The organism is Alphaproteobacteria bacterium RIFCSPHIGHO2_01_FULL_41_14 (genome assembly GCA_001767855.1).
GTDB lineage: Bacteria > Pseudomonadota > Alphaproteobacteria > UBA7879 > UBA5542 > 2-01-FULL-41-14.
In genome coordinates, this window is record MEMF01000002.1 from 793,823 (window position 1) to 819,148 (window position 25,326).

At 45.3% G+C, this 25,326-nt stretch carries 26 protein-coding genes and 1 tRNA gene; 4 read left to right on the forward strand and 23 right to left on the reverse strand.

Going from position 1 to position 25,326, the window contains the following annotated elements; translation table 11 throughout:
* Nucleotides 1-6: 6 nt before the first annotated feature.
* Genes A2621_03945 through A2621_03955 form a run of 3 tightly spaced genes read right to left on the reverse strand, consistent with a single transcriptional unit; the run spans nucleotide 7 to nucleotide 2,311 of the window.
* Nucleotides 7-1,185 (reverse strand): hypothetical protein, encoded by a 1,179-nt coding sequence (locus tag A2621_03945; GenBank protein OFW90144.1) that lies wholly within the window; start codon nucleotides 1,183-1,185, stop codon nucleotides 7-9.
* A gap of 20 nt (nucleotides 1,186-1,205) precedes the next feature.
* Nucleotides 1,206-1,874 (reverse strand): hypothetical protein, encoded by a 669-nt coding sequence (locus A2621_03950; GenBank protein OFW90002.1) that lies wholly within the window; start codon nucleotides 1,872-1,874, stop codon nucleotides 1,206-1,208.
* A complete protein-coding gene (locus tag A2621_03955; protein OFW90003.1) occupies nucleotides 1,871-2,311 on the reverse strand; it encodes a hypothetical protein in 441 nt (146 codons plus the stop codon). The genes A2621_03950 and A2621_03955 overlap by 4 nt, the downstream gene beginning before the upstream one ends.
* Nucleotides 2,312-2,391: 80 nt before the next feature.
* Here A2621_03955 and A2621_03960 point away from each other — a divergent pair, with 80 nt between their 5' ends.
* Nucleotides 2,392-2,970 (forward strand): hypothetical protein, encoded by a 579-nt coding sequence (locus A2621_03960; GenBank protein OFW90004.1) that lies wholly within the window; start codon nucleotides 2,392-2,394, stop codon nucleotides 2,968-2,970.
* Between the two features lie 56 nt (nucleotides 2,971-3,026).
* On the opposite strand, the gene A2621_03965 is transcribed toward A2621_03960, so the two are convergent.
* From A2621_03965 to A2621_04015, 11 genes are all read right to left on the reverse strand, one after another.
* On the reverse strand, nucleotides 3,027-3,653 hold the full coding sequence (locus tag A2621_03965; protein ID OFW90005.1) for an ATP-dependent Clp endopeptidase, proteolytic subunit ClpP: 627 nt from the start codon (nucleotides 3,651-3,653) through the stop codon (nucleotides 3,027-3,029).
* A 27-nt stretch (nucleotides 3,654-3,680) separates the two neighbouring features.
* Nucleotides 3,681-5,012 carry a trigger factor gene (locus A2621_03970; GenBank protein OFW90006.1) on the reverse strand — a complete coding sequence of 444 codons (1,332 nt, stop codon included), beginning with the start codon at nucleotides 5,010-5,012 and terminating at the stop codon, nucleotides 3,681-3,683.
* 47 nt (nucleotides 5,013-5,059) lie between these two features.
* Nucleotides 5,060-5,144, reverse strand: a tRNA-Leu gene (locus A2621_03975).
* 148 nt (nucleotides 5,145-5,292) lie between these two features.
* Entirely contained in the window at nucleotides 5,293-5,544 is a 252-nt protein-coding gene (locus tag A2621_03980) for an RNA chaperone Hfq (GenBank protein OFW90145.1), read from the reverse strand.
* Between the two features lie 19 nt (nucleotides 5,545-5,563).
* A complete protein-coding gene (locus tag A2621_03985) occupies nucleotides 5,564-6,256 on the reverse strand; it encodes a hypothetical protein (GenBank protein ID OFW90007.1) in 693 nt (230 codons plus the stop codon).
* Complete coding sequence (locus A2621_03990; GenBank protein OFW90008.1) at nucleotides 6,249-7,097, reverse strand: hypothetical protein; 849 nt, start codon at nucleotides 7,095-7,097, stop codon at nucleotides 6,249-6,251. Before A2621_03990 ends, A2621_03985 begins: the two co-directional genes overlap by 8 nt.
* On the reverse strand, nucleotides 7,090-8,457 hold the full coding sequence (locus A2621_03995) for a hypothetical protein (GenBank protein ID OFW90009.1): 1,368 nt from the start codon (nucleotides 8,455-8,457) through the stop codon (nucleotides 7,090-7,092). The genes A2621_03990 and A2621_03995 overlap by 8 nt, the downstream gene beginning before the upstream one ends.
* Entirely contained in the window at nucleotides 8,454-9,824 is a 1,371-nt protein-coding gene (locus A2621_04000; GenBank protein ID OFW90010.1) for a hypothetical protein, read from the reverse strand. The genes A2621_03995 and A2621_04000 overlap by 4 nt, the downstream gene beginning before the upstream one ends.
* Before the next feature lie 25 nt (nucleotides 9,825-9,849).
* On the reverse strand, nucleotides 9,850-12,060 hold the full coding sequence (locus A2621_04005) for a hypothetical protein (protein ID OFW90011.1): 2,211 nt from the start codon (nucleotides 12,058-12,060) through the stop codon (nucleotides 9,850-9,852).
* Nucleotides 12,053-12,349: a hypothetical protein gene (locus A2621_04010; protein OFW90012.1), complete on the reverse strand. Its 297-nt coding sequence runs from the start codon at nucleotides 12,347-12,349 to the stop codon at nucleotides 12,053-12,055. Before A2621_04010 ends, A2621_04005 begins: the two co-directional genes overlap by 8 nt.
* Nucleotides 12,324-13,304 (reverse strand): tRNA dihydrouridine synthase DusB, encoded by a 981-nt coding sequence (locus A2621_04015; protein OFW90146.1) that lies wholly within the window; start codon nucleotides 13,302-13,304, stop codon nucleotides 12,324-12,326. Before A2621_04015 ends, A2621_04010 begins: the two co-directional genes overlap by 26 nt.
* A 165-nt stretch (nucleotides 13,305-13,469) precedes the next feature.
* On the opposite strand from A2621_04015, the gene A2621_04020 reads away from it, so the two are divergent.
* Complete coding sequence (locus A2621_04020; GenBank protein ID OFW90013.1) at nucleotides 13,470-14,666, forward strand: hypothetical protein; 1,197 nt, start codon at nucleotides 13,470-13,472, stop codon at nucleotides 14,664-14,666.
* A 31-nt stretch (nucleotides 14,667-14,697) separates the two neighbouring features.
* Here A2621_04020 and A2621_04025 read toward each other — a convergent pair whose 3' ends face one another.
* The 9 genes from A2621_04025 to A2621_04065 all read right to left on the reverse strand — a co-directional run bounded on the left by A2621_04025 (nucleotide 14,698) and on the right by A2621_04065 (nucleotide 23,602).
* Nucleotides 14,698-15,123, reverse strand: coding sequence for a hypothetical protein (locus tag A2621_04025; protein OFW90014.1), 426 nt, complete (start codon nucleotides 15,121-15,123; stop codon nucleotides 14,698-14,700).
* 68 nt (nucleotides 15,124-15,191) lie between these two features.
* Nucleotides 15,192-17,408, reverse strand: a complete 2,217-nt coding sequence (locus A2621_04030) for a DNA topoisomerase IV subunit A (protein ID OFW90015.1) — start codon at nucleotides 17,406-17,408, stop codon at nucleotides 15,192-15,194.
* On the reverse strand, nucleotides 17,405-18,118 hold the full coding sequence (locus A2621_04035) for a DNA repair protein RecO (protein ID OFW90016.1): 714 nt from the start codon (nucleotides 18,116-18,118) through the stop codon (nucleotides 17,405-17,407). The genes A2621_04030 and A2621_04035 overlap by 4 nt, the downstream gene beginning before the upstream one ends.
* A complete protein-coding gene (locus A2621_04040) occupies nucleotides 18,119-19,015 on the reverse strand; it encodes a GTPase Era (protein ID OFW90017.1) in 897 nt (298 codons plus the stop codon).
* Complete coding sequence (locus tag A2621_04045) at nucleotides 19,008-19,691, reverse strand: ribonuclease III (GenBank protein OFW90018.1); 684 nt, start codon at nucleotides 19,689-19,691, stop codon at nucleotides 19,008-19,010. The genes A2621_04040 and A2621_04045 overlap by 8 nt, the downstream gene beginning before the upstream one ends.
* A 2-nt stretch (nucleotides 19,692-19,693) precedes the next feature.
* Nucleotides 19,694-20,548 carry a signal peptidase I gene (locus tag A2621_04050; GenBank protein ID OFW90019.1) on the reverse strand — a complete coding sequence of 285 codons (855 nt, stop codon included), beginning with the start codon at nucleotides 20,546-20,548 and terminating at the stop codon, nucleotides 19,694-19,696.
* Nucleotides 20,549-20,552: 4 nt separating this feature from the next.
* Complete coding sequence (locus A2621_04055) at nucleotides 20,553-20,957, reverse strand: holo-[acyl-carrier-protein] synthase (GenBank protein ID OFW90020.1); 405 nt, start codon at nucleotides 20,955-20,957, stop codon at nucleotides 20,553-20,555.
* Entirely contained in the window at nucleotides 20,957-23,095 is a 2,139-nt protein-coding gene (locus tag A2621_04060) for a GTP pyrophosphokinase (GenBank protein OFW90021.1), read from the reverse strand. Before A2621_04060 ends, A2621_04055 begins: the two co-directional genes overlap by 1 nt.
* Nucleotides 23,096-23,152: 57 nt before the next feature.
* Complete coding sequence (locus A2621_04065) at nucleotides 23,153-23,602, reverse strand: DNA-directed RNA polymerase subunit omega (GenBank protein ID OFW90022.1); 450 nt, start codon at nucleotides 23,600-23,602, stop codon at nucleotides 23,153-23,155.
* A gap of 189 nt (nucleotides 23,603-23,791) precedes the next feature.
* On the opposite strand from A2621_04065, the gene A2621_04070 reads away from it, so the two are divergent.
* Together A2621_04070 and A2621_04075 are read left to right on the forward strand one after the other, a co-directional pair.
* Nucleotides 23,792-24,919 (forward strand): ribonuclease D, encoded by a 1,128-nt coding sequence (locus A2621_04070; GenBank protein OFW90023.1) that lies wholly within the window; start codon nucleotides 23,792-23,794, stop codon nucleotides 24,917-24,919.
* A 102-nt stretch (nucleotides 24,920-25,021) separates the two neighbouring features.
* Nucleotides 25,022-25,318, forward strand: a complete 297-nt coding sequence (locus A2621_04075; GenBank protein ID OFW90024.1) for a hypothetical protein — start codon at nucleotides 25,022-25,024, stop codon at nucleotides 25,316-25,318.
* Nucleotides 25,319-25,326 lie beyond the last annotated feature (8 nt).

The following is a 25,326-nucleotide window of genomic DNA, read 5'->3' on the forward strand; positions in this document are numbered from 1 at the left end:
AACCTTTTAATTTGATGCTTCGGAAAAATCCATTAATTCTCGGTTTCTGATCACAAAGAAAGAAGTCACCATCGTCACCAGAATAAAGCAGAGGATAATGACCCCAATACTGCGGAAGGTCCCTGTGTAAAAATACCCCGCCACCTGCAGGACAACAGCCGACAACAACAGCCGCAGACCTTGAACCACTGCCGACACCTTCCCCTTGGCCTTTGGCATAAAGCTTATACAAAGGGGGTAAAGGATACTCCCCGGAATAATCTGGACCGTAATAAAAGCAAGAAAGGCCAGCGTAATCAACAAGGGACTCGTCGTACCCATGAAGGTCACCAACGCAATACAGAGGAACCCAAAGAGAGAAAGTTTAGCAGAAAGAGACAGCAATTTTTTCTGCTCGTACCGATTAATAATAAAGCCAAAGACCACACTGCCGAGGGCAAAGGCCGTGGCGAGCGCTCCTTGATAATACCCAAACTGGGAAAGGGTGACGCCTAAGCTTTGCATATACAGCAACGGCGACATTCCCGCAAAGATCCAATAGGGTACAAAAAGAAAGACGATATGCACAATCACCAACATCAAGGGGCGAGATCGAAAGAGGGGCATATACCCTCCCAATGAGAGGGTTTCTTTCTTCTCGGGCAATTTATCCTTGGGAATAAAGAAGATCGTCATCAGCCCCACCACCACACCGGAACACAGAAGCACCACAAAGCTCCCTTGCCAATGGAAATAGAGGGCGATATAGCTTCCCACCACAGGGGCGGCCCCCACCGCCGCATTCATCACCCCGTTCAGCATGGCCATCAAGAATTGCTGCTCTTTCAAGGGATAAGCGTCTGCAATAATTAAAAAACACAACGTGGCCGGCCCTGCAATCCCAATTCCCTGCAGAAATCGGCCCCCCAGCAGAAAGGGATAGGAGGTGGCCCATAAGCAAAGGCTACTCCCGATGATGAAAATCAAAATTCCCCAGAGGATGATGGGTTTGCGCCCATGCCGATCCGCCAAACTCCCTACAAAAAAGAGGCTGAGAAAGAACCCAATGAAATTCACCGAGAGCAATGCTTCAACCCAAAAAGGCGACAATCCAAACTGGGTTTGTAGCTCAGGGAAGCTGGGCACAAAAAGATCGAGCTCTGCCCCTCCCAAGACATCCATCAGAATGACGGTGACGAGCACCATAAATTTGGTAAAAGAGGGATTCATTTTTTTGGTACCTCTTCTAGGGGAGCATCCCCTTCCATGAGAGGCAAAGCACCTCCCTCTATTTGATCCGTCACAGGAATACGGCGAATGTCTCTGAGCTCAAGGGGCCCCGTATCTCGTTGTACTTTCTCCAGAGATGTTTGCTTGGCAAGCTTCAACTTCTTGGGTCCAATCATCAAGATAATCCCCAGAAAAGCGGAAAAGAACAGAATGCCCAAATAGATGATCAGAAGTGGATAATCGTGATAAATAAGCTCTCCCAAAACACGGGGAGAGGATGGCAGATCTCCCAAAGCCTGAGGAGACTCTACAAAGAGGTGTCGCACCTTGTAGACCAGCGCAAAGAACACCTGTCCTCCTAATAAAGCTGTCACCACAAACGTAAGGCTTTTGTACCCAAAAGAAAGCGGCGGCATATCTTCGCGGCTATGGTTCTGAGTAATCATATAAAACACTAAGAGCAACACCATAAGCGCCGTATAAAAGACCAAAAAAAGAAGGGCCAAAAACACAGCATCCAACAACATCATCATCGCCGCGATTTGCAGCATGAGCAGGGAAAAACTCAACAAAATCCGGATAGGATTTTTTAAGGAGAGAAATAAAAAGCTTGCCCCCCCCATCCCCAAAGCCAGCCCATAAAAACCCATGTCAAAAAAAGTCATGATGGCAGCTTCTCTTTCAAAACCCTACCATTTTCAAGAAGGCTCTCTTTGGTGTGATAAAGTTTTTCTTTCTGATCAACACTCAGCAGGGTGCGAGGCACCAGCCCAATGGCATCCACAGGGCACGCCTGTTCACACAATCCACAGGTGATACACTTGGTCATGTCCACATCAAACCGCCCAGGATAGGGCATTCCCTTACCATCCATAAACGTATCAATAATGATCGCTTGGGCGGGGCACGCCACTTCGCACAGTTTGCATCCCACACATTTTATCTCACCTTTCTTAGACTCGAATAGCGCCAGGTCTTTATTTGTATTTTTTTCGGGTACACTCGACCGAAAGGCGCTCTTAAAAAGATTCTTAAAAGAGAGAAAGGGCACCCAGAAGAAGAAACGAAAATGAAATAAGATGGAGCGAAACAATACAGACATTTGGAAAGATTCTATAATACTCAAGCGACGCTGTCACTAAGACTTTGACAACCTCAGGGTTGTCTTCTATCTTTAAAGACATGAAAAAATTATATCTCTGGCTTCTGGAGAAATCCAAACATCGTCATGCGCCTTGGTATCTCGCTCTCGTCTCTTTCACTGAAAGCTCCGTCTCTTTCATCCCACCAGACCCCATGATGATCCCCATGATTGTGGCTCACAAAGAGCGCGCGTGGTCTCTTGCTTTCCTCACCACTCTATCGTCTGTTGTGGGGGGAGCTTTGGGGTACGCCATTGGATTTTATCTGTTCGAACGGATTGGTGTCCCTCTTCTCAAGACCTACGGTCTTATGGAAAAAATTACTGTCTTTCAAACCTTTTTCAACGAATGGGGGTTCTGGGCCATTGTGATTAAAGCGTTTACTCCCATTCCCTTTAAGCTTGTGACCATCACGGCTGGCGCACTTAAGTTTAATTTTGGCCTCTTTATGCTCGCCTCAACGCTCTCACGGAGTATTCGTTTCTATTTAGAAGCGGCTGTTGTGTGGAAGTGGGGAGAAAGAATGAACACCATCATTCAAGAAAACATGATGCTGATCAGCTCTCTATTCTTTGGGATCCTCATCGGTGGATTTTTCATTTTGAAGTATCTGGTTTAGGGGTTTTTCTAATGAAAAGAGATACAAACTTCCTCAAAGATCGTTAATTCCAAAGCCTAATCTTCCTTTGTCTTTGGTGCCGTTTTGACAATTTCATCAATCAACCCAAACTTCTTTGATTCTTCCGCTGAAAGAAACCGATCACGTTCCAACGCATCCGCAATCACTTCAAAGGATTGGCCTGTGCGCTCCACATAAATATCATAGAGTCTCTTGCGCAGAGACAAAATTTCTCGCGCTTGAATTTCTATGTCCGTTGCTTGTCCACGGGCCCCCCCATGAGGTTGATGAATCATGACGCGCGCATTGGGGAGACAATATCTTTTTCCTTTGGTTCCCGCCGTTAAAAGCAGTGACCCCATGGAGGCTGCCTGACCCAAACAAACGGTGGAGACATCTGGCTTGATATAATTCATGGTATCAAAAATGGAAAGACCCGCTGTCACCGCCCCCCCGGGGGAGTTGATATAAAAAGAAATATCTTTTTTAGGGTTTTCTGATTCTAGAAACAGAAGCTGGGCACAGATAAGACTGGCCGTATGATCGTTCACCTCTCCCACCAAAAAGATGATACGCTCCTTCAGAAGGCGGGAATAAATATCAAAAGATCTCTCTCCGCGTGGTGTTTGTTCAATCACCATAGGAACAAGTGTATTCATATAAGTATTTAGTGGATCCGACATCGCTACTACCTCTGCTTTAAATATAAGTTAGAGGACCTCAGCCGCTTCGCTAACTTTCTGGAACTCTTCTTCTGATACTTCTTTTTTCTTAATTTTAACAGTTTTTAGAATAAAGTCGATGGTTTTCTCTTCCAAAATCTGGGCACGGAGATGATTCACCGCTCCCGGATTTTGGCGATAATAATCAACCACTTTGTTTTCTTGACCAGGATACCGTTGGGCTTCTTGAAGCATCAGATCTGTCAGCTCTTTCTGGGCCACTTGAATATTGTGACGTTTCCCCACATCTGCCAAAACCAGCCCTAGACGGACACGGCGTTCTGCGATTTTTTTATATTCCTCGCGCCATCTTTTAAAGTCTGCTTCTGTGGGTTCATGAAGGCCTTCTTCTCGGGCGACTTGCTGAAAAATACTGTCCAGCTCCATATCCACCATACCAGGAGGCACATCAAAAGAATAAATGGAGGCCAACTTGTTCAGCACTTCTTGCTTCGATTGCCCATGCTCCATACGAACGTGAGAGTCTTCCAAAATTTTCTGATTGGCGACTTCCATGGCTTTCAAATTTTCAAACCCATGTTTCTTCGCCAATTCATCATCAATGGCCGCCGGGATACGTTCCATGATTTCATGAATCGTCACGTCAAAGACAACCTTTTTCCCTGCAATGGTCTTTTCATGATAGTCTTTTGGAAAGGCTAAATTAAGAGTCAATTTTTTTCCCGTATCATAACCAAGGAGGCCTTCTTCAAACCCAGGAATAAACTGTTGTGCCCCTAATTCCAGTTCATAATTTTCAGCTTTGCCACCCTTTAAAGGTTTACCATCGATTTTTCCATCAAAGTCAATGCTTACAATATCTCCAAGTTGTGTCTTGCGCTTGGTTTTGATGGGCTCATTCAGCCCCGCTGCCTTCGCGCGTAACTGGTTTAGGTGCTCTAATTTCTTAGGATCTTTTTTAATCTTATACTGGATAATCTCCAGAGACTTGAAGTCCACTTCTTCAATCTTGGGCAATATTTCCACATGAACGATATAAGAGAAATCTTCCCCTTTTTTGTACGCCGCCTCAGGGTGAGAACACGGACGCAAAGCAGGTGTCAATTTATTATCTGTAATCAGTTTTTGGTTAGATTCACTCATCAACGTCTCCAGAACCGCCGAGACAATTTCGTTGCCTTGGCGCTGCTCAATCACCTCAACAGGCACCTTACCTGGGCGGAATCCAGCAATGCGCGCTGTTTGGGCGCGACGCATCAATTCGGCTTGAACTTTCGACGCAATGTCCCGATGAGGGATCGTTACAACAAATTCTTTGACAAGGGTCTTTGAGGGATTTTCTTTAATTTGAATCGTCATTTAAAACTCTGAGTCCTTCATTATATTTACGTGTTATTGTTTTTGAATGGTGCGGGTGGAGGGACTTGAACCCCCACAGCTTTCGCCGCTAGAACCTAAATCTAGTGTGTCTACCAATTTCACCACACCCGCGAACTATGCTGGCATTTTTCACGCCATATCTTGTTAAAGCGATTTTCTGTTATCTCGTCAAGTTTTACCTGTAAAAAAATATCATCCGACAGTTTTTTAAAACAGGGATGTATTAAATAGGTCTAAGCCACGTGGCCGATAACCCTGACTATTGGTCAGAGTCTTCCGCCTCTGGATCATAGAACTTTACAGATTCATTTGGCATCACCGTAGAGATCGCATGCTTGTAGACAAGCTGTAGGTGAGATTCCCGACGCAGCATCACAGCAAAATTATCAAATCCAGTAACAATTCCCTGAAGCTTAATTCCATTTACCAAAAACATGGTTAAAGGAATCTTGTTTTTCCTCATGTGGTTTAGGAAAACATCTTGTGTGCTTTGTTTCTTTTCTGTAGTCATTTTTTCCACTTAATTTTGTTTAATTGTTCTCTTTCATATACTGAATAAGAAAATTTTTCAAATCTAAACACGAATTTAAGTAGATTTTTGGCGGAAAAAGGTTCTTTTTGTCTCTTTTTAGCTTTGGATTATTCAATAAGACGGGGACAACTCCCGCCCGATGGGCGCATTCCAGATCAGCCAACCAATCCCCAACAAGCCATACACGGTCATTGGGAAGAGGGATTTTTTTCTTCGATAGAATGTATCGAACCGGAACAGCAGACGGTTTATCCTCTGGACAATCTTTCGATCCCACGACTTCAAAAAAGAAAGATTCAAACCCTAAATGTTTGATCTCTTTTCGCAAAATGTCACCTCTTTTATTACTGATCACGGCCATGGGCATTCCTAAAGTGTGCAAAAATGCCAGCACCTCCCCTGCCCCTTCTGTTTGTTTCAAACAAGACAAATGATTCTCATGGATATGGCGATAAAAGGTAGTCTCTGCCTCTTTCGCCCGCGCCCCAAAAATATGGGGAAAATAATCCCTCAGAGAGGTGCCTGGCAACTGATGCAAGGTATCAATGGGTAAAGGGTCCATCCCCACCGCCTCAAATGTTTTCAAATAGGCTTCTGCGATCAATTCTTTGGTGTCTACCAACACACCATCCCAATCAAAGAGAATAGCGACAGGGTTTAAACAAACCTTTTTGTCTAAGATCTCAGCCATGGCGAAGACCGTCTTCCACAAATCTGAGATACGCTTGATGTAATCTTCGACTGATAGGGCCAGGAACCCCCGTTCCAATTTTCCGATCATTGATCTGAACAACAGGAGTCAACGGCGCATTCGAGCTGCTGTTAAATGCCTCCTCCGCTTGATAGGCGTCCTTCACCGTAAACGATTTTTCCACCACGGGGATTTTCTCTTGGGCCGCCAGCATTATAAGTCGCTTTCGGGTGATGCCTCCTAAGATATTACATGTGGTGGGTGCTGTATAGAGACGTCCCTCTTTTACAATCCATGCATTGGAGAGACTACCCTCAGAAATAACGTCCCCTTCCCCCACCAACCATCCCTCAAAAGCGTTCTCTTCAAAGGCTTTTTGTTTGGCTAAAACATTCGGCAACAAGTTGGTGGTTTTAATGTCACATCTTTTCCATCGCGTGTCCGGAAGTGTAATGATTTTTTTGGGCTCAAAAGATGTGAAGAGCTGTCTTTTGATGACCACCACCAGCGTCGGACTTGCCCCCACCGGAAACAAATGGTTTCGAGGAGCCTGACCCCGCGAAATTTGGATATAAACAAATCCTTCTTGGATGCGGTTTTTTCTCCGCAAATGACGCACATGCATCATCAACGTAGCACGCGGAAGGGGAACGGGGATTTTAAGTTCTAAAAGGGATCGTTCTAACCGATCCAGATGCCCCTCAGCATCCACATAAAAATCGCCAACGAAATGGATAACCTCGTAAATGGAATCCCCAAATTGAAAGCCTCGGTCTTCAATAGAGATACGGGCAGACGCCATATCTACATAGGCTCCGTCTACAAAGGCTACTCTACTCATTCCGAGACCGCAGCATTTTCTCAACACGGCCGATATAAGTGTTGTTCACTAAGAGAATCAAGTGATCGTCCTCCTCGATAAATTCTTCCGAACTAGGAATATAAAACACGCCATCGCGCACAATCCCCCCCACAATAGATTTTTCATGGATGTTCAGCAGGGCGAATTTTTCCCCAATCAGTTTGGAATCAGAGGGCACATTGGCTTCAAAAATTTCCCCTACCTGACCTTGCAAGACATGAGCAGTTCGAATAGATCCGCGACGAATGTGGTTCAAAATGGTAGAGATGGTGATAAAGCCCGGGTTCAGGATGCTATCTACCCCGAGGGAGGGTAAAAATTTGGGGTACATCATGTTGCTCACCAATGTTGTTACCCGAGGAACACCCAAACTTTTTCCGAGGAGTGAGGACAAAATATTCGCAGCATCATCATTTGTAACCGACACAAGCATATCTGTTTGGGAGACCTTTGCCTCTTTCATCACATTTAAATCAATCACGTTCCCATGCAACACCACAACATTTTCCAGGGCTTCTGCCAAAAATCGGGCGCGCTCTCTATTATTCTCAATAACCTTTAACGATACTTCTGGCATTTCTCTGAGAATACCTTGGGCCAAATACAACCCTACATTCCCCCCCCCTGCGATGATAATTTTTCCGAGTGGTTCAGACTTAATCCCAAACACAGCCAAGAAACGGGGTAGTTTGTCTCTTTCCACCAACACATAGACATCATCTCCCGATTGCAAATAATCGTGGGCCTGGGGAATGATAAATTGATCACTTCTAAAAATACCCAAAATGCGGAAAGGAAGCCCCGAGAACTGTTCCCCAATTTGTCTGAGTGGAATATTGTTCATGGGAGAATGTTCATCAAAATGCAGAAACAAAACCACCGCTTCTGAATTCTTCAAATGCAAAACTTCCATAACCCCAGGAATCTTCAGATTCGATAAAATAACTTGGGCCACCTGACGCTCGGGCGAAATAATGTAATCGATAGGAAAATTGTGAATGGTTTTATCCAACCATCTCGAGTTGAGATAACTTTGATTGCGAATATGCGCAATCTTGACGGGAATGTTCAGAAGAGACTGCGCGATTTGACATGCAATGATGTTATGCTCGTCTGACACCATCACCGCAATGAGAATATCCGTATCGTTCCCCGCCAATTCTTCTAGTAAATCAGGGTTGGACCCTCGTCCCACCACAGCCTGGACATCCAATGTCTCTCGCACATATCCAATAAGATCAGGAGATTCATCAATAATAATGATATCGTTTTCTTCTGCTGCTAAATAAGAGGCAATGTTGTAACCAATCTGATTGGCCCCACAAATGACGACCTTCATTGTCCTTCTTCCACATATTCAGGCGTCTCCAACCCAAGCTGCTTAATTTTGCGGTGGAGCGCTGTTCGATCCATCCCAACCGATCGAGATGTTTTAGCGATATTGCCATTAAACCGGCGTATATGAAGGGCCAGGTACACTTTTTCAAATTTTTCCCGCGCTTCTTTTAATGCTAAACTTAAAATCCATTCTTTATTAAAGACTTCTGAAATCATTTTTTGATTATCGAGCTTTAATTCAGTTGGCAACATTTGTGCTGTGATATCAATGTCAGAGGGGTACGTAATAAACAACCACTCAACAACGTTCCGGAGTTGGCGAATATTCCCAGGCCACTCGCACGCTTGCATCACAATCCGAGCATCTTGTGACAAAATTTTTTCTGCCTCCTGCTTGCCCTGCGCCATTCTTTGAATCAAGTGATCACAGAGGAAAGGAATGTCTTCACACCGTTCGGAAAGGTTGGGAACCTTCATAAATACAACATTAAGACGATAATAAAGATCTTGGTGAAACTTATTTTCTTTAACAAATTGCCCTAAATCTTCTGTGGTTCCACAAATAAAGCGAGTCTGCGTGACAACCACGCCCCCTCCTCCTCGCGTGAACTTTCCTTCTCGGAGGATTTGTAAAAATTTTAATTGTGATTCCATAGGCATATCTTGGATATCACTTAAATAAATTGTGCCGCCTGATGCGGTCTCTAAAACACCGGATGATCGTTCTGTCCCTAAGAACTTTGCTTCAAAATCGACCGCTGATAATTGGGCACAGCTCACCACAATAAAGGGCTTGTTGGCGCGGACTGATTTCTCATGAATAAGATGGGCAATGGATTGTTTCCCTACCCCCGCAGATCCTTGAATGAGAACACGCCCATTTGTTTTAGCCGTTCGCTCAATAGACTGCCGCAATAAGTTAACTTGAGAAGAAACACCGACCAGATCCTGAGGCTTGTCCACAATCTCCTTGAGATGATCAAGTTCTTTTCTTAAGACGGAAAATTCGATAGCCCGCGAAATGGTGGCCAAAAGTCGGTCCGTCTTAAACGGCTTTTCAATGAAATCATACGCCCCTTTTTTCAGCGAGCTCACCGCTGTCTCTACGGTGCCATGACCGCTGATCATGATGACTGGCACAGAGGAATCAATCTGCTTAATCAGATCCAAAAAATAAACACCATCAAAACGAGGATTGGCAAGCCAGACATCTAAGAGCACCACACTTGGGCGATGTGTCTTGATTTTATCTAAAGCTTGTTCACCGGTTTCCACGGCAATAGTTTCGTATCCCTCGTCCTGCAAAACACCGGACAAAAGTTGGCGAATATCCACTTGATCATCAACAATTAAAACGACTGGCTTCATGATACGACTCTCTGTGACGACTTTATCATATCTTTTCCATGATTGGGAATATTAAAGAAATCGTCGCTCCCAATCCTTTCTTTCTATTGGCGAGCTCTAGAGTTCCTTGATGGTCCTCCATAATTCGCTTCACGATGGACAAACCCAATCCTGTGCCGGCAGGACGCGTAGTGACATAAGGATCCATCAAATTGTCCTGCAAGTCTTCTGGAAACCCTGGGCCGTTGTCTTCCACCAAGACCGTCGCCTTTTTCTCTGAGACCTTTAAAATAAGAGAAATTTTTCCTTTTTTCTTTGGCAACAGAGCAGACTCTAAAATAGATTCCATAGAATTTTTCACAACATTCAGTAACGCTTGGGAAACTTGCTGTTCATCACACAGAATGATCACCTCCGTTGAAGGCACCTTTACCTCAAACTCAATGCTTGAGGGGGCCACATTTTTTTGCAAAGAAACCACCTGATGAATAATACGGACTAAGTTTTCTTCTTTCATTACAGATATGGGCATCCGCGCAAAAGATGAAAATTCAGACACCATATTCCCAATATACGCCACCTGTCGAGTAATGGTGTCCACACATTCTAAAAAAGTCTCAGGAGAGGTTGTAATTTCTTTTACATACTTCCTCTTCATCCGTTCTGCCGCCAAATGGATGGGTGTCAAAGGGTTTTTAATTTCATGGGCTACCCGACGCGCCACATCTGACCACGCCGCCTGTTTTTGTGCATTCAGTAATCGTGTAATTTCATCCAGCGTCACCACATACCCTGTTGATTTTCCTTCTTCGTCTCTTTCTCCCAATACTCGGATAAGGAAAACATGCTGCAGACCCCGAATTTGAAACATGACTTGTTGTTCAAAAAAAGTATCATGTGATCGTAGGGGGGCTGACAATACTTCCCCCAACGGCGGGAAAACGGTCGCTAATTTTTGACCAATTTTCTTGGAAAGATTCACATTCAATAAGTCAGACGCCCGCTGATTCGGATACAGAATCTTTCCGCATTCATCCAACCCAATAACCCCCACAGAGACACCGGCTAAAGTGGATTCAATGAATTGTTTTCGGGTCTCCAACTCTTTGTTCGTTTTAAGAAGTTCAGATTGTTGGTACTGTATCTTCTGAGCCATTCGGTTAAAAGCGCGGCTTAATACATTCATCTCATCTTCTTGGTTTTTCTTCTGCTCAGGAACGCGTGTGTTTAAATTTCCCGACCTCATTCTTTCCGCCGCATCAATGAGATGGCGAATGGGGGCGATGAGACGGCTGGAAATGGAGATCCCAGCCCAGATGGAAGCTAGCAATAACAACAAGGCTACCACCGAAAAAAGCGCCATAACCAAAAGTTCAAACCCTGTGCGGTGACCTTCTAGAATCCCGTATTCCGTAAAAATTTCTTCAGATTTTTTTAAATGTTGCAGAACCTTAGGATCAACAGATCTCCCCACAAAGAGAAACACGCCCGGACGCCCGGGAAGAGCAATCAACGCCCTGAGACGATCGTGCGTATTGCTGCTGAGGAGGGCGACTTTCCCCTTTTGAGCCCGTTCCAAAGCCCAGGTGGGGACAGGTTCGAACTGCAGAGCGAAGGTTAAATGAGATCGACCCAGCAGCGTCTGCTCTTGATCAAAAACAATGGCTTCGGTTAAAGAACGTAAAGAGGCCATCACCGTCAGATAATGATCAAACGTACGCCGATCTTTAACCAACTGAGGAAACTCTTGGTTCAGGTCATACGCCATAAGGGAGGCATCTTTCGCCACAATGTTTTGATGCTCCTCCATGTAAGAGGAAGAAACGGCCACCGACTCTGCGAGCGCTCCTTTAATACGGCTGCTAAACCAATCTTGAATGCCATAATGAAAAAAAAGAATGGCAAAGATGGTCATAGAAATGGCCGGAATAATGGAAACAATGGCAAAAAGGGCCGTAATGCGAACATGTATTTTAGAGCCGGCCAGCCCCTGTTGACGATCCACCCAAATTTTTACAATTTGTTTGGCAATCACCGCCCCTAATAAAAGAAGCACCACCACATCCACCCCTAAGAGGATGAAAAGATGTCGATTGGACATATCGAAAACAGAAAACCCGGCCAAAACACCAATAGTCAACAATCCAAAGAAAAGACCCGATAAAATAAGGGTTAACGGAATTTGATCCAACAGTTTCAAAGTGCGGAGAGAAGAAAAGGGCATCAGGCTAAAGGTTTTTTTTACTCTCTCAATCACTTTTTTTCCTAACTTTAGAGAGATTCAAAGCAATCATTTTCTTCTTAAGGGTGTTGCGGTTTAGTCCTAAAATGACCGCCGCCTTTGATTGGTTATACCGTGTCTTTTTCAAAACCAATTCTATCAATGGCCGTTCCGTTCCTTGCACAATCAATTCATACAATCCGTTTAAACATAAGAGGTGCTCTTTATTGGATTCCAAATAGGCCTCCACAAGCTGGCTCAAAGTGGCGGGAGAAGGGGGTTTGTTCTCTCTCACTTTTTTAAGCTTCTCCTTCCAATGTTCCATAAAATTTGCGCACCAAATTTTTGAGTGCCTCTGCTGTTTCTTGTTGATTAATCTGAACGCGAAAATCAGCTGAGTTATGCAACCCGCGACTATACCACCCGAGATGTTTCCGAGACATTCTCACCCCCGTGTACTCTCCATAATGCTCCATCATATCTTCCAAATGGCCCAAAATGGTTTCTTCCTGCACCGCCAAAGAGGGGTCAGGCAATCTTTCCCCCGTTTTTAAAAAATGATTAACCTGTGACAAAAACCAAGGCCGACCATATGACCCCCGACCGATCATCACCCCATCCGCTCCAGACTCTGACAAAAGACGTTGGGCATCTTCAACAGTTTTCACATCCCCATTGCCGATCACAGGAATGGAGACAGCCTCTTTAACTTGTCTGATAAACGGCCAATTCGCAATGCCATTATAAAGCTGGCATCGGGTACGGCCATGAACCGTGATCATTTGAATGCCACAGTCTTCCGCAATCTTCGCCAATTTGGGGGCATTTAAATGGGCATGGTCCCACCCCATTCTCATTTTCAGGGTTACCGGTACCTTGACTGCTTTCACCGTGGCGTCGATGATCTGAGAGGCTAATAATTCATCCTTCATCAAGGCGGAGCCCGCATACCCATTGGTTACTTTTTTCATGGGACATCCCATATTGATGTCGATCACCGACGCCCCTCTGTCCTCATTCAATTTGGCCGCTTCTGCCATCACCTCTGGTTCACATCCCGCCAATTGAACCACCTGAGGAAAGTCTTCTAAATCATGCTTAGCTTTCAAGAGAGATTGCTTGGTTTCTAAAATCATGGCACGACTAGCGATCATTTCTGACACCACTAATCCGACCCCTCCATGCCGCTTAACCAATCGCCGAAAAGGCAAATCGCTCACCCCCGACATGGGCCCCAATAAAACGTTTGATTCTAACTCAATGGAATTAATTTTTAACATCACGCGTTCAAAATTGCTCAAATAATAAGCAATTTACATGACTTCTCCCCCTCTGACAAGGCTGAGCTATATTTTTACGCCAGATTTTTCCCTTATCTCATAAGTTCAGTTGACAAACCCTAGGGGGAGGGGGATAAATTAAACAAAAGAGCTAAGGGAAAAAAGATGATTGAACATGTGTTTAATTTTTATAAAACTTTTGAGTTAAACCACCCTCTGACCTCCCTCTTATCAACCATCACCATCGCTCTGGGGCTGATCGCTCTGGGGATTATTTTTCATAAAACACTTCATCATGCCTTGGCGCGTCGTTTCCATGCTTTTATCCAACGCCGATACCCTGAAATAGCGGCTGTCACGGCCGAGATTCCCATTCTGGAGCATTTTTTAATGCTCTTGGTACCCATCATGTTGTTTCTCTCTCTTCCCCTCATTGTTGGTCCTCTCGAAGAAAAGGTCCTCTCCCACATTTTGCACGCCATAGAGAAGATTTTAATGACCTATATTCTGTTACTTTTAGGCATCCTCACCAATACCCTGATTAGCGGGATAGAGTTGGCCTATAAACAGCATTCTGGAAGCCAAAGATGGCCCATTCGCAGTTATGTTCAATTCACTAAAGGATTCACGTTCATTGTCTACACGATCCTCATCGTGTCCTATCTTTTAGGAAAGTCGCCGCTCACGTTCTTAACAGGGCTAGGAGCTATCATGGCCGTCATTACCCTCATATTCAAAGATGCCATTTTGTCTTTTGTTTCTAGCGTTCAACTCGCCACATCTAATATGATGCAGAAAGGTGATTGGATTGAAATTCCCGAGAAAAACATTTCGGGATATATTATTGAAATGTCCTTAAACACCATCAAAATTCAAAATTTTGATAAGACCATTTCCACCGTTCCTCCCTACTATCTCACCTCAAACGCTGTTAAAAATTGGCGCGGTATGTTTGAATTTGGTGGGCGACAGATTAAACTGTCTTTTACAATAGATGTGAACACCATCCAATTTGCTGATAAATCCCTGCTCTCCAAACTCGGGAAACTGTCTCTCCTTTCCGAGTACATCTCAGAAAACCAAAAAACACTTTTGGGACAGCCGGTTACAAACCTATTTCTGTTTCGATATTATGCCGAAGCCTTTATGCAAAAGGATCCGAGATTCATAACAAAAGAAAAAACCGCTGTCTTTATGGCCCGGGTTATACAGCCTTCCTACGTGGGGGGAATACCTCTGGAAATCTATACCTATACAAAGGAAACAAAGTTAAAACAACATGAGCATGTGCAGGCTGATCTAATCGAACATCTCATCGCCATGATGCCCCAGTTTGAGTTAAAATTAATGCAGCAGAAATAAAAAGAGGCAAGACCATCAGCAACCAGATCCCCTATTTCTTTCTCTTCTTCGCAAGATTGACCAAGGCATTTGTTTGTTCAGGTAGCTTATTCACCACCCCCTGGGCTACCAGACGAACCCACAGAAAAGAAAGAAATCCTGAAACGGTCATAGTGGTGGTTAATTTGAGCCCTTCCTTCGTGTCGATCATCTCGTGCATACCATACATGGTTGCCCCCGGAAATTTAGTACAATCCTCATAGAGTTTGTTTTTCACCACTTTCGTCAGCTGAATCCGCACGGACCTCACACCCTTTGGCTTTAACGTAAAAAAACTTCCTACTTTAAAAGGTCCTTCCAAAGTCGCAAATTCAATGCCCGGATTCCACAGATGCCACTGATTCACCTCTGTCCACAATTTCCAAATTTGCTCTTTCTTAATGTCTTTGAATGTTTTGGTGTATGTCCTGGTCCACATAGTGTTTCTCCTAGATGATAAGACTATCCTAGACCATAAAGCCCGAGAAGCCAATGGTGGCTCGTTCCCTACCCCCCGAACTTATTACTCTTGGAAAATCCGGTGGGGGCCAACCGTCCAGCGGAGGCCCGGCGGCCTAGCCATGTGGTCAGGTCTGTTTCCTGGTAACTTTTCTTTTTGTTCGACCAAGTGAGGCCCGTTTGCAAGGTGAACGTCTTCACGTCAGAGAGTCCCCCATCGCCATATTTCTGCAGCATGACCCCTCGCCCCCTGCTCATGGTAGGCAGGTCCGCCACGGGGAAGAGCAGCATTTTTCTGTTCTCACCCACCACAGCCACAGTGTCACCCGCAATTTTATGACAGACGAGCGCCCGCTCTTTGTCGTCTAGATTCAGAATTTGCTTACCGTTTTTGGTTTGGGCCACGGCACTCGCCGCCTCCACCACAAATCCACGCCCTGTGGAGGACGCTACCAAAAACTTATCCCCCTCTTGATACGGTTCCATCAGCAGAACTTCAGCCTCTGGCGGCAAATCGAGGAACATACGGATGGGTTCGCCAAATCCACGGCCCCCCGGAACATCGCACGCCCGCATGGTATAAAACCGACCATCTGTCCCAAAGAAAAGAAGGCGCTCGGTGGTGTCTGTTTTCACCATCAAGGACAATTCATCCCCGTCTTTGTATTTAATCTCATCGAGCTCGATAGAATGCCCCTTGAAAGAACGGATCCATCCCTTTTGAGTGAAGATAATGGTCACGGATTCTTTCTCAACGGTGGCTTCTAGCGGAATGAACGTCGCCTCTTCCACAACTTCAATTTTTGTCCGTCGGGGCCCAAGAACCACGTCATCCCCAAACTGGGTTTCCATCTCTTTGACTTCAGCCTTTAAATGGGCCATCTTTGCCGAGGGATTAGACAAGAGCTCGTTCAATATTTTGGCTTCGGCTTCTAATGTATCGAGCTCTGTTTGAATTTGCAGTTGCTCTAATTTCCGGAGCGACCGCAATCTCATATTCAGGATGGCTTCCACCTGCACATCACTGAGATGCCATTTTTTTTGCATCACCGGTTTAGGCTCATCTTCTTCTCGAATAATACGGATGACCGCATCCAAATTGAGGTATGCAATCAGCAGTCCTTTCAAGATCTCCATCCGATGGGCAATTTCTTTCAATCGATAGTCAGAACACCGCTTTAAAACCACAAGCCGGTGACTAATATATTCCTCTAAAATTTCTTTGAGGTTCATCACCCGCGGTACATTTTGATGGTTCAACACATTCATGTTTAGGTTGACGCGCGTTTCCAAGTCTGACTGCTTGAACAAGATGGACATGAGCACCGCAGGATCCACCGACCGGCTCTTCGGCGTCAGGACTACGCGGATATCATCGGTGGACTCATCGAGCACATTAGAGAGGAAAGGCACTTTTTTATTCAGCAAAAGATTGGCCAACTGTTCAACCAGTCTGCCTTTTTCCACTTGGTAAGGGATTTGGGTAATAATGATTTGGTATTGCCCATGCTCCAGGGGTTCGATCTCATAGCGCGCTCTCACCCGCAGACTCCCCCGCCCGGTTTCATAAACACTGCGGATGGTTTGTTTGTTTTCAATGAGCTGGCCGCCGGTGGGAAGATCAGGCCCCATGACGAATTCCAGCAAATCTTGAACTTCACAGTCGGGGTAATCGATCAGATGGGTGAGCGCCCCGCATAGTTCTTTCACATTATGGGGAGGGATGCTGGTAGCCATTCCCACCGCAATGCCTTCCGACCCATTCGCCAGCAAATTAGGAAACTTGCCTGGGAACACCACGGGTTCTTGATGCTCTCCATCATACGTCTCGCGCAAGTCCACCGCGTCTTCGTCGAGCCCATCCATCAAGGCATGGGCCACAGCCGTCAACCGCGCTTCGGTATAACGCATAGCAGCCGCGTTGTCGCCATCAATATTTCCAAAGTTCCCTTGACCTTCAACCAGCGGATACCGCAGCGTGAAATCTTGGGCTAATCGCACCAATGCATTATAAACGGCCACATCTCCATGAGGGTGATATTTACCGAGTACGTCTCCCACAATACGTCCACATTTCTTTGGAGAAGATTTGGGATCCAGCTTTAACTCACGCATGGCAAAAATCAACCGACGGTGCACCGGCTTCAGCCCATCCCGCACATCAGGTAAAGATCGTGCCATAATGGTAGAGAGAGCGTAAGAAAGATATCTCTCCCCCAGAGCGTCTTTAAAAAGGATTGTTTTTTCGGTCGACATCTTCGTCATAAAGTCTCTATAAATCGTTGTCTCATCTGAAAGAGAGAATCGTACTTCTGTTCAGAAAAGTGTTTTGTCAAAAAATGGCCCATCAACTCAAGGCCTCTTAAAATTTCAGCGTGATCCGCCCCCTGATCTTCTTTTACCAGGAAAGCAGGCAACGACAAAAGTTTGTCATGATACGGACGTCCCACCTCTTCGGTGACCGCACATCCCGTTCGGGGTGACACGTATTTTAAATTTTCTGCCGTATTCGTCACCGCACACGAGTTTAGTTTAAGGCCGAACCCAAGCTCTTGCAAGAGATGGTATTCAAATAGTATGTATCCCCTCTCCCATTCCTCTTCTTCCCCCAGCATTTTCAAGAACTGTTTCCAGGTATGAAAGAAAGAAGGATAGGGATGCCGCTCGGGCAAAAGCTGAGACGTAAACTGGGCCGCAACGGTTAAGGCCATCAATCGTTTCGCATCTAGAAAAATCTCTGCCAGATAAGATTTCTCTGCTTCCAAACGCCAGCTTCCCATATGCTCTGAGAGCCGCGCTTTCCAGTGACACGCAGCAAGAGTTCCCACTTGAAGAGATTGGTTTGTTCTTGATCTGATGTTCTTCAGGATCCCCGCATGACATCCATGATGGTGGGTGAGGATCTGGACAATCCCATCTTTTTCCCCAAAAGACCGGACGCTGAGCACGATGCCTTGGTCTGTCCACCCCCCCATTTAGACTAAATCAAGCCCCAACTCTTGGTAAAATTCGGGGTTGTCCTGCCATTTTTCATCCACTTTGACATGTAAGAATAAATGCACCTTACATCCCAGCGCTTTTGAAATTTCCGTGCGCGCGATCTCACCAATGGTTTTAATCTTCGTTCCTCCTTTGCCCAAGATAATGGCTTTATGGCTCGGGCGGGACACACAAATAAGTTGGAAAATTTTCACATCCCCATTGTCAAAGTCTTCCCACTTTTCCGTTTGCACCGCAAGGCCATGGGGCACTTCATCGTGCACTTGATGCAGCAGCACCTCCCGCGTCAGCTCTGCTGCCAAAAACCGCTCGGAAAGGTTTGAAAGCTGATCTTCCGGATACATCCACGGTCCTTCTGGCAAGGATTCGGATAAGAACTCTTCGAGCTTTGGAAGCCCTGTTTTTTTCTGGGCCGAAATCATAAATACTTTTTTAAAGTTAAAGGCAGCGGTCAACTCTTCTGTCAGACCTAGCAGCTTAGATTTATCTTTCAGCCTATCGGTTTTATTCAACACCAAAACCACTTTTTCTTCTACCGTTCTAAGGCGTTCGATGATTTTCTTGGTGTCTTCCAAAAGATAGGGGCTGTTGGTATCCACAATCAGAAGAATCACATGGGCTTCTGCCGTTGCTTGCCACGCCGCCGACACCATGGACTTTTCCAGGCGACCTTTTGTATCAAAAAAGATGCCTGGGGTGTCTATCAAGACTGCCTGCATCTCTCCCTTGGTGAGAATGCCGGCCACCCGGGTGCGGGTGGTTTGTCTCTTGTGGCATACAATGGAGAGCTTCTCTCCCAACAAGGCATTTAGCAAGGTGGATTTCCCTGCATTCGGCACACCCATCAGAGTGACAAAGCCAAATTTAGTCATCAAATCCTTTTTTCTTTAATAGAAATAACATTTCAGACGCAGCTTGCTGTTCTGCTTGCCGGCGTGAGGGCCCTTCTCCATAAACAACGGGTTCATCCAGAACAGCAAGAGAGACTTTAAAATAAGGAGCATGATCAGGGCCTGTAATAGCCATGACGGAATACTGAGGCAATGGTTTCTTATGTTTCTGCACTAATTCCTGTAACTGGGTTTTGGCATCCACAGAAATTTCCACAGATTGCTCTTCTAGCAAAGGACTCCATCGTTCCAAGATAAACCGGTACGCACTGTCAAACCCCCCATCCAAATAGATAGCCCCAATCAAAGCCTCACACGCATCTGCCAGAATGGATTCATTTTTTTGGCCATCCGCCACGAGCTCGTTTTCAGCCATATAAATGAAATCCCCCAAATTCAATGACTGAGCCACCTTCAACAGGGCTTCTTTCCGCACCAAGTTTGTGAACCGCTTTGACAGATCCCCTTCCTTATTCTGGGGGTACCGATGGTATAAATAAGACGCAATCACCAAGCCCAAAACACGATCTCCTAAAAACTCACACCGCTCGTAATTGTCAAGCCGGGTTTTTTGAGGAAAGCTCGGATGCGTCAATGCTTTTTTAAGCAACTTGGCATCTTGAAAGGTATAATTTAAACTCAGTTTTTTATGAGGCATGGCTAATGAATAACAGACAGAAATCTACGAAGGCGCACAATATCAGGCCACTTCAAAATTTTCCACAAATCTAAGATACCCGAATCAATGGAGAAAAGAATCATCTTGGCCTGACCAATGAGATAGTCTTTATGAACGGGGCCTAATTTATACCGACTATCATTGGAATGGTTGCGGTTATCCCCAATCATAAAGAAATGGTCTGCTGGCACGATATATTCCTCCGTATTGTCCCCAGGTGCCATTCCCTCTTCTGATTCCCGAATAATCTTGTGTTCTACACCATTCGGGAGTGTTTCGAGATATTGCGCCACGGGCCGCAGACGACCTGAGGGCATCTTTTCCTCGAACACACCGTCTGGTCGTTGAGGACAAGCCTCCCCATTAATATACAAAATGCCTTGTTTAAATTGAATCCGATCCCCGGGCAAGCCAATCACGCGCTTAACCCAATAAGAATCGAGCGGGATGTGATCTGGGACCACAAAAAACCATTCAAAAATCCCTTTAATATCCCCCCAGACTCTTTCTAGACGCGGCAATTCCGCCCCTTCTGGGTATCTAAAGACGGTAATCTCTCCTCGCTCAGGGGGCTTGAAAAAGAGGCGTTCCCCAGAAACCAAGGGTAAGCTATAGGGGAAAGAGTGTTTACTATACCCATATTTGCCCGTATACACTGCCAAATAGTCTCCGATGAGCAGCGTGGGATAGAGAGATTCTGACGGAATTTTAAAAGGCTGAAAAACCAAACTGCGAATCAGCAGCGCTACCGAAATAGCTAAAACAATTTCACCTAGATTTCTCAAAAATCCTTTGGGTTGAACTTTTTTTCTTGAAGACCGCTTTAAGATTCTCATACGACTACCTAAACTCTGTTGAAATAATGACAAAAGCTAAAGCCATAGGATACTCATCCGACAAGCTTAAATCAATTTTAATTTCTTTCCCTGCAAAACAGTCTAGAACATACGTCAAACTCTGCCCTTTGACAACGAAAGAGGGTTTCCCTTTTAAATTATTTTCGACTGCCAAGTCTAAAAATCTCAAATTTTTTCCAAACCCACACCCCATGGCTTTAGAAAAAGCTTCTTTGGCAGCAAATCTTTTGGCAAAAAACATGGCCTGCAACTTGGCGTCCAAGTAGCGCTCTGCTGCCAGCCTCTCGTCTTCTGTAAATGTTTTTTCTAGAAACCTTTGACCATGCGTTTGGATCAATGTCTCAATACGACGCACGTCTACAAGATCTGTTCCGATTCCCAATATCACTAAATACGTTCCACTATATGCACAACCTCCGACATCCGCAAGCTCTCTAAGATGGAGCTCAAATGGTTTAAGTCATGTACCATAAGATCTACAGAAAAATCAAATAAATCAGAATTTCGACGGGTAATTTTAATATCAGAAATATTCCCCCCCTTCTGCCCAATCACGGTTGTAAACTCTCCTAAGCTGCCAGCTGTATTGTATAAGACGGCAAAGATGCGGGAGACATACATATCTTCTTTAGAAATCGGCCCCCAGCTTACATTCAGAAGACGTCTCACGTCTCCTTGAAACCCTTCCACATCTTCACACTCTTCTTTGTGAATGGTCACCCCTTTCCCCGTTGTCACAAGTCCCACGATGCTTTCCCCCGGCAAAGGATGGCAACATCCCGCATAATGAATCACCATTCCAGGCACCAGCCCTTTGATCTCACTTTTTGGCTTGGGTTTTTTAGGAAGCTTACCTTTAGCTGGCGCCAAAGTCACCGGCGCCCCCTCCACAGACTCTTTTTTTTCTGACGGATGAATCACATTCTCCAGCTCACGCGTCGTGATCACCCCCTCCCCTAAAGACGCATAAAAATCCTCTTCTTCTAACTGAAATTTTTTAAGGAGTTTAGGAAGAATATCTCCCACTTTTTTTTTCGGAATAGCTTGCAATTCTTTCAGGAAAATTGATTTCCCTGTAGATAAAAACTGAGACCTTTTCTTCGATCTTAAAAATCTCCGGATGTTGGTTTTTGCTTTACCGGTGACCACAAATCTTTCCCAGGTAGGAGACGGATTTTGACCCGGAGAAATCACAATCTCAACTTGATCCCCATTGCGAAGTTCAGTACGCAAGGGCATCAGCTTGCCGTTAATTTTAGCCCCTTTGCAGCGATTGCCGATGTCCGAGTGGACGGCATAGGCAAAATCAACGGGGGTTGACCCACGCCTCAGCGCAATGAGGTCTCCGTAAGGGGTAAAGCAAAATACCTGGTCGTGAAACATTTCCAGCTTTGTATGCTCAAGAAACTCATCATCCCCCGCCGCATGCTCTAAAATATCCAACAAGCCTCGTACCCAACGATATTGTTTTCCCTCTTTGGGCTTAATACCTTGCTTATATTGCCAATGCGCCGCTACTCCATACTCGGCTACTTCTTGCATAGCATAGGTGCGAATTTGTATTTCAATCTGACGCTGTTTGGGGCCAATCACATAAGTGTGAAGAGATTGATAATTATTGGGCTTGGGGGTTGAAATATAATCTTTAAATCGACCAGGAATCACAAAGAACTCGTTATGAATAATCCCCAGAGCATGATAACAATCTGCAATGGAATCAACCAGGATCCGAAAAGCAACCACGTCGCAAAGTTGTTCAAAACTGACATTCTTGTTTTGCATCTTTCGCCAAATGGAGTACGGGCTTTTTTCGCGCCCCGTCACCGTTGCTTTGATCCCCGCCTTTTGCATCACACCACCCAGATCTTGAACCACAAAGGACATGGTGCTTTTATCAAGCTGATGCAAATGCCTGATGCGATTAGTGATAATGGTATAGGCCTCTGGGTTCAGTTGCGAGAAAGACAAATCGTGAAGCTCTTCCTGAATGCCCTTCATACCAATGCGTTCAGACAAGGGAGCATAGATTTCAAGGGTCTCCAAAGCCACACGACGCCGGCTCTCTTCTGATTGAACATGCTTAATGGTCCGCATATTATGAAGACGATCACAAAGCTTGATCATCAGAATGCGAATATCGTCCGACATGGCCAGCACAAGGCGACGAAAATTTTCTGCTTGTTTTTGTTCGGTGGACTGCAACCCAATCCGCGCGAGTTTCGTTACGCCCTGCACGAGAGACGTAATTTCAGATCCAAATATTTTTTCCACATCTTTGAGGGTGGCTGCCGTGTCTTCCACCGTATCATGCAAAAGGCCCGCGATGACGGAGGGTACATCCATCTTGAGGTCCGCCAACATTTCAGCCACCGCCAACGGGTGCATAATGTAAGGCTCTCCTGAGGCTCGCTTTTGATCAACATGATGGGCCTCAGCAAAATCATATGCTTTTTTAATCAGCTGGGCATCTGCCCGGGGGGCGTAGGAGAGAACTTTATTGACAAGTTCAGAGGCGTTCAACGACATTCAATTAAAAAGGGCACAAAAAGTGCCCCCTCCTTCACAAAAAACCCTAGATCTTGTTCAGGCTTCGCCGTTTTCTTGGCCGTTTTCCTGGCCATTTTCCAAGTCTTCCAAAATTGCTTCCTCAGAAACTTCTTCATGATGTTCTTCGGTCTCCAAATCATCGACAATGGTTAAGACATCTTCCTTGATTTCTTCTTCAATGTTACCACTTTCTTGACCGCTCAACCAACTGTTTTCCTCAGAGAGGGCCTCAACAGCCTGCCTCTCTTCATCATCTTCTTCCACATGCAGTTGAAAGCTCTGAATAAGTCCTTCTGACAGAAGATCGACGGAAACAGTGCCCTCCGCAATTTCACGCAAAGCGATCACCGAGCTTTTGTCGTTATCTTTTTCAACCGTTAAAGGGGCGCCTGTGGAAATCTCGTGCACCCGCTGAGACGCCATCAACACTAAATCAAAGCGATTGGGAATTCTTGTAATACAATCTTCAACCGTTACGCGAGCCATTGTGATCCTCTATTCCTAAAATTCAGAAGGTACTATATACCTAAAAAAGGAATAAGTCTAGCTTTTAGCTGAAAAAATGAATCTTAGATTCTCTCAAGAAACAGGGGTGGGGATCAAAAAAATTTTCTATCCCTAACCCCCCCTTAAATAGAGGAGGACAAAAATCGAGAGATATTGTATAAAAACTCTATGAATCCACTTTATATCACCCAACAAGGGCAGCTTGAGACACTCTGTCAGTCCCTCTCCGAAAATAAACCCAAAGTCATCAGTGTTGATACCGAATTTATCCGGCAAACCACGTATTGGCCGAAGCTATGCCTTATTCAATTGGGGTTTAGAGACCAGATCGTTCTCATTGACCCCTTACCCGAAGCGCTGGATCTTTCTCCGTTAAAATCCATGTTTCTGGATAATGAGATCCTGAAGATCTTCCATGCCGCCCGCCAAGACCTTGAGGTCTTGTATGTGCTCTGGAATGACGTTCCCCAAACCATCGCTGACACCCAAATCCTGGCCATGGTCTGTGGCTTTGGAGACAGCATCTCGTATGACAAACTTTCGGAAGCCATCGCTGGGCAAAAAATTGATAAGTCGCAGCAGCACACGGACTGGGCCCAGCGCCCCCTATCTCCCAAACAGATGGCCTATGCTATGGGGGATGTTCAGTGGCTTGGGCTCATTTATGATAAATTGTGTCTACAGGCCGGGAATAAGATAGAGTATATCCGCGAAGAATTAGATTTCCTGAAAAACCCCGAGCTTTACAAGCCTGCCCCTGATAAAGCCTGGCTAAAAATCAAAACCCACACCCATCATAAACCCGAAGTTCTGGGCGTGCTGAAAGAAATTGCGGCGGTGCGTGAGCGCTATGCCGAGCAGCAAAACCGCCCCCGCTCTCATGTGATTAAGGACGAAGTGCTGGTTCAAATCGCGACGAAAAATGCCGTCTCTGAAAAAGATTTGGCGTCGTTCGGGATAAAAGACAACGACTTACAAAATGATCTTCTCAGCGCCATTCAGGCCGCCATCCCCCTTAGACAAATAAACTTCAAGTCCAAACAAAACACACCGCTCGTGGACATTCTCATTATTCTGTTAAAAATAATGGCAGACCAGCATGGGATTGCGTCCAAACTGATTGGAAATCGCGAGAAACTAGAGATTTTTCTTGAAAATCCGCAGCATTCCCCCCTCATGCAGGGCTGGAGGCTGGATCTCTTTGGGGACACTGCGTTTAAAATCAAAGAAGGGACAATAGCCCTGGCCTTTGATCCCAAAACCCATCAGCCGGTGTTTACAACCCTAAAGTCATAAGATGATCAACCGTCCGCCCACCCTCTTCCCCTAAATAAACCGCCACCTCTGGACAGGACGCCGAGGGTGATGTATGTTCTGCTGAAGATTTTTGGAGCATAAATGTCGATTACCAAAGAACAAATCATCCACATTGAGAAACTCGCCCAGCTTAAAATGTCGGAATCAAAGGTGACGGAAATCACCGCCAGTTTGTCAAATGTTTTTGATTGGATTGACCAATTAAAGAAAGTGGACATCACAAATACAGAGCCTTTGGCTAACCCCGTGATTGATCTTATTCCCCAAACCCCTCTTCGGGAAGACGTGCCTCACCTTGAAAATTCCAGGGAAGATATTCTCGCTAACGCCCCTGAAAAAGACTATGGATTCTTTTTTGTCCCCAAGGTTGTGGAATAAGGACTGAT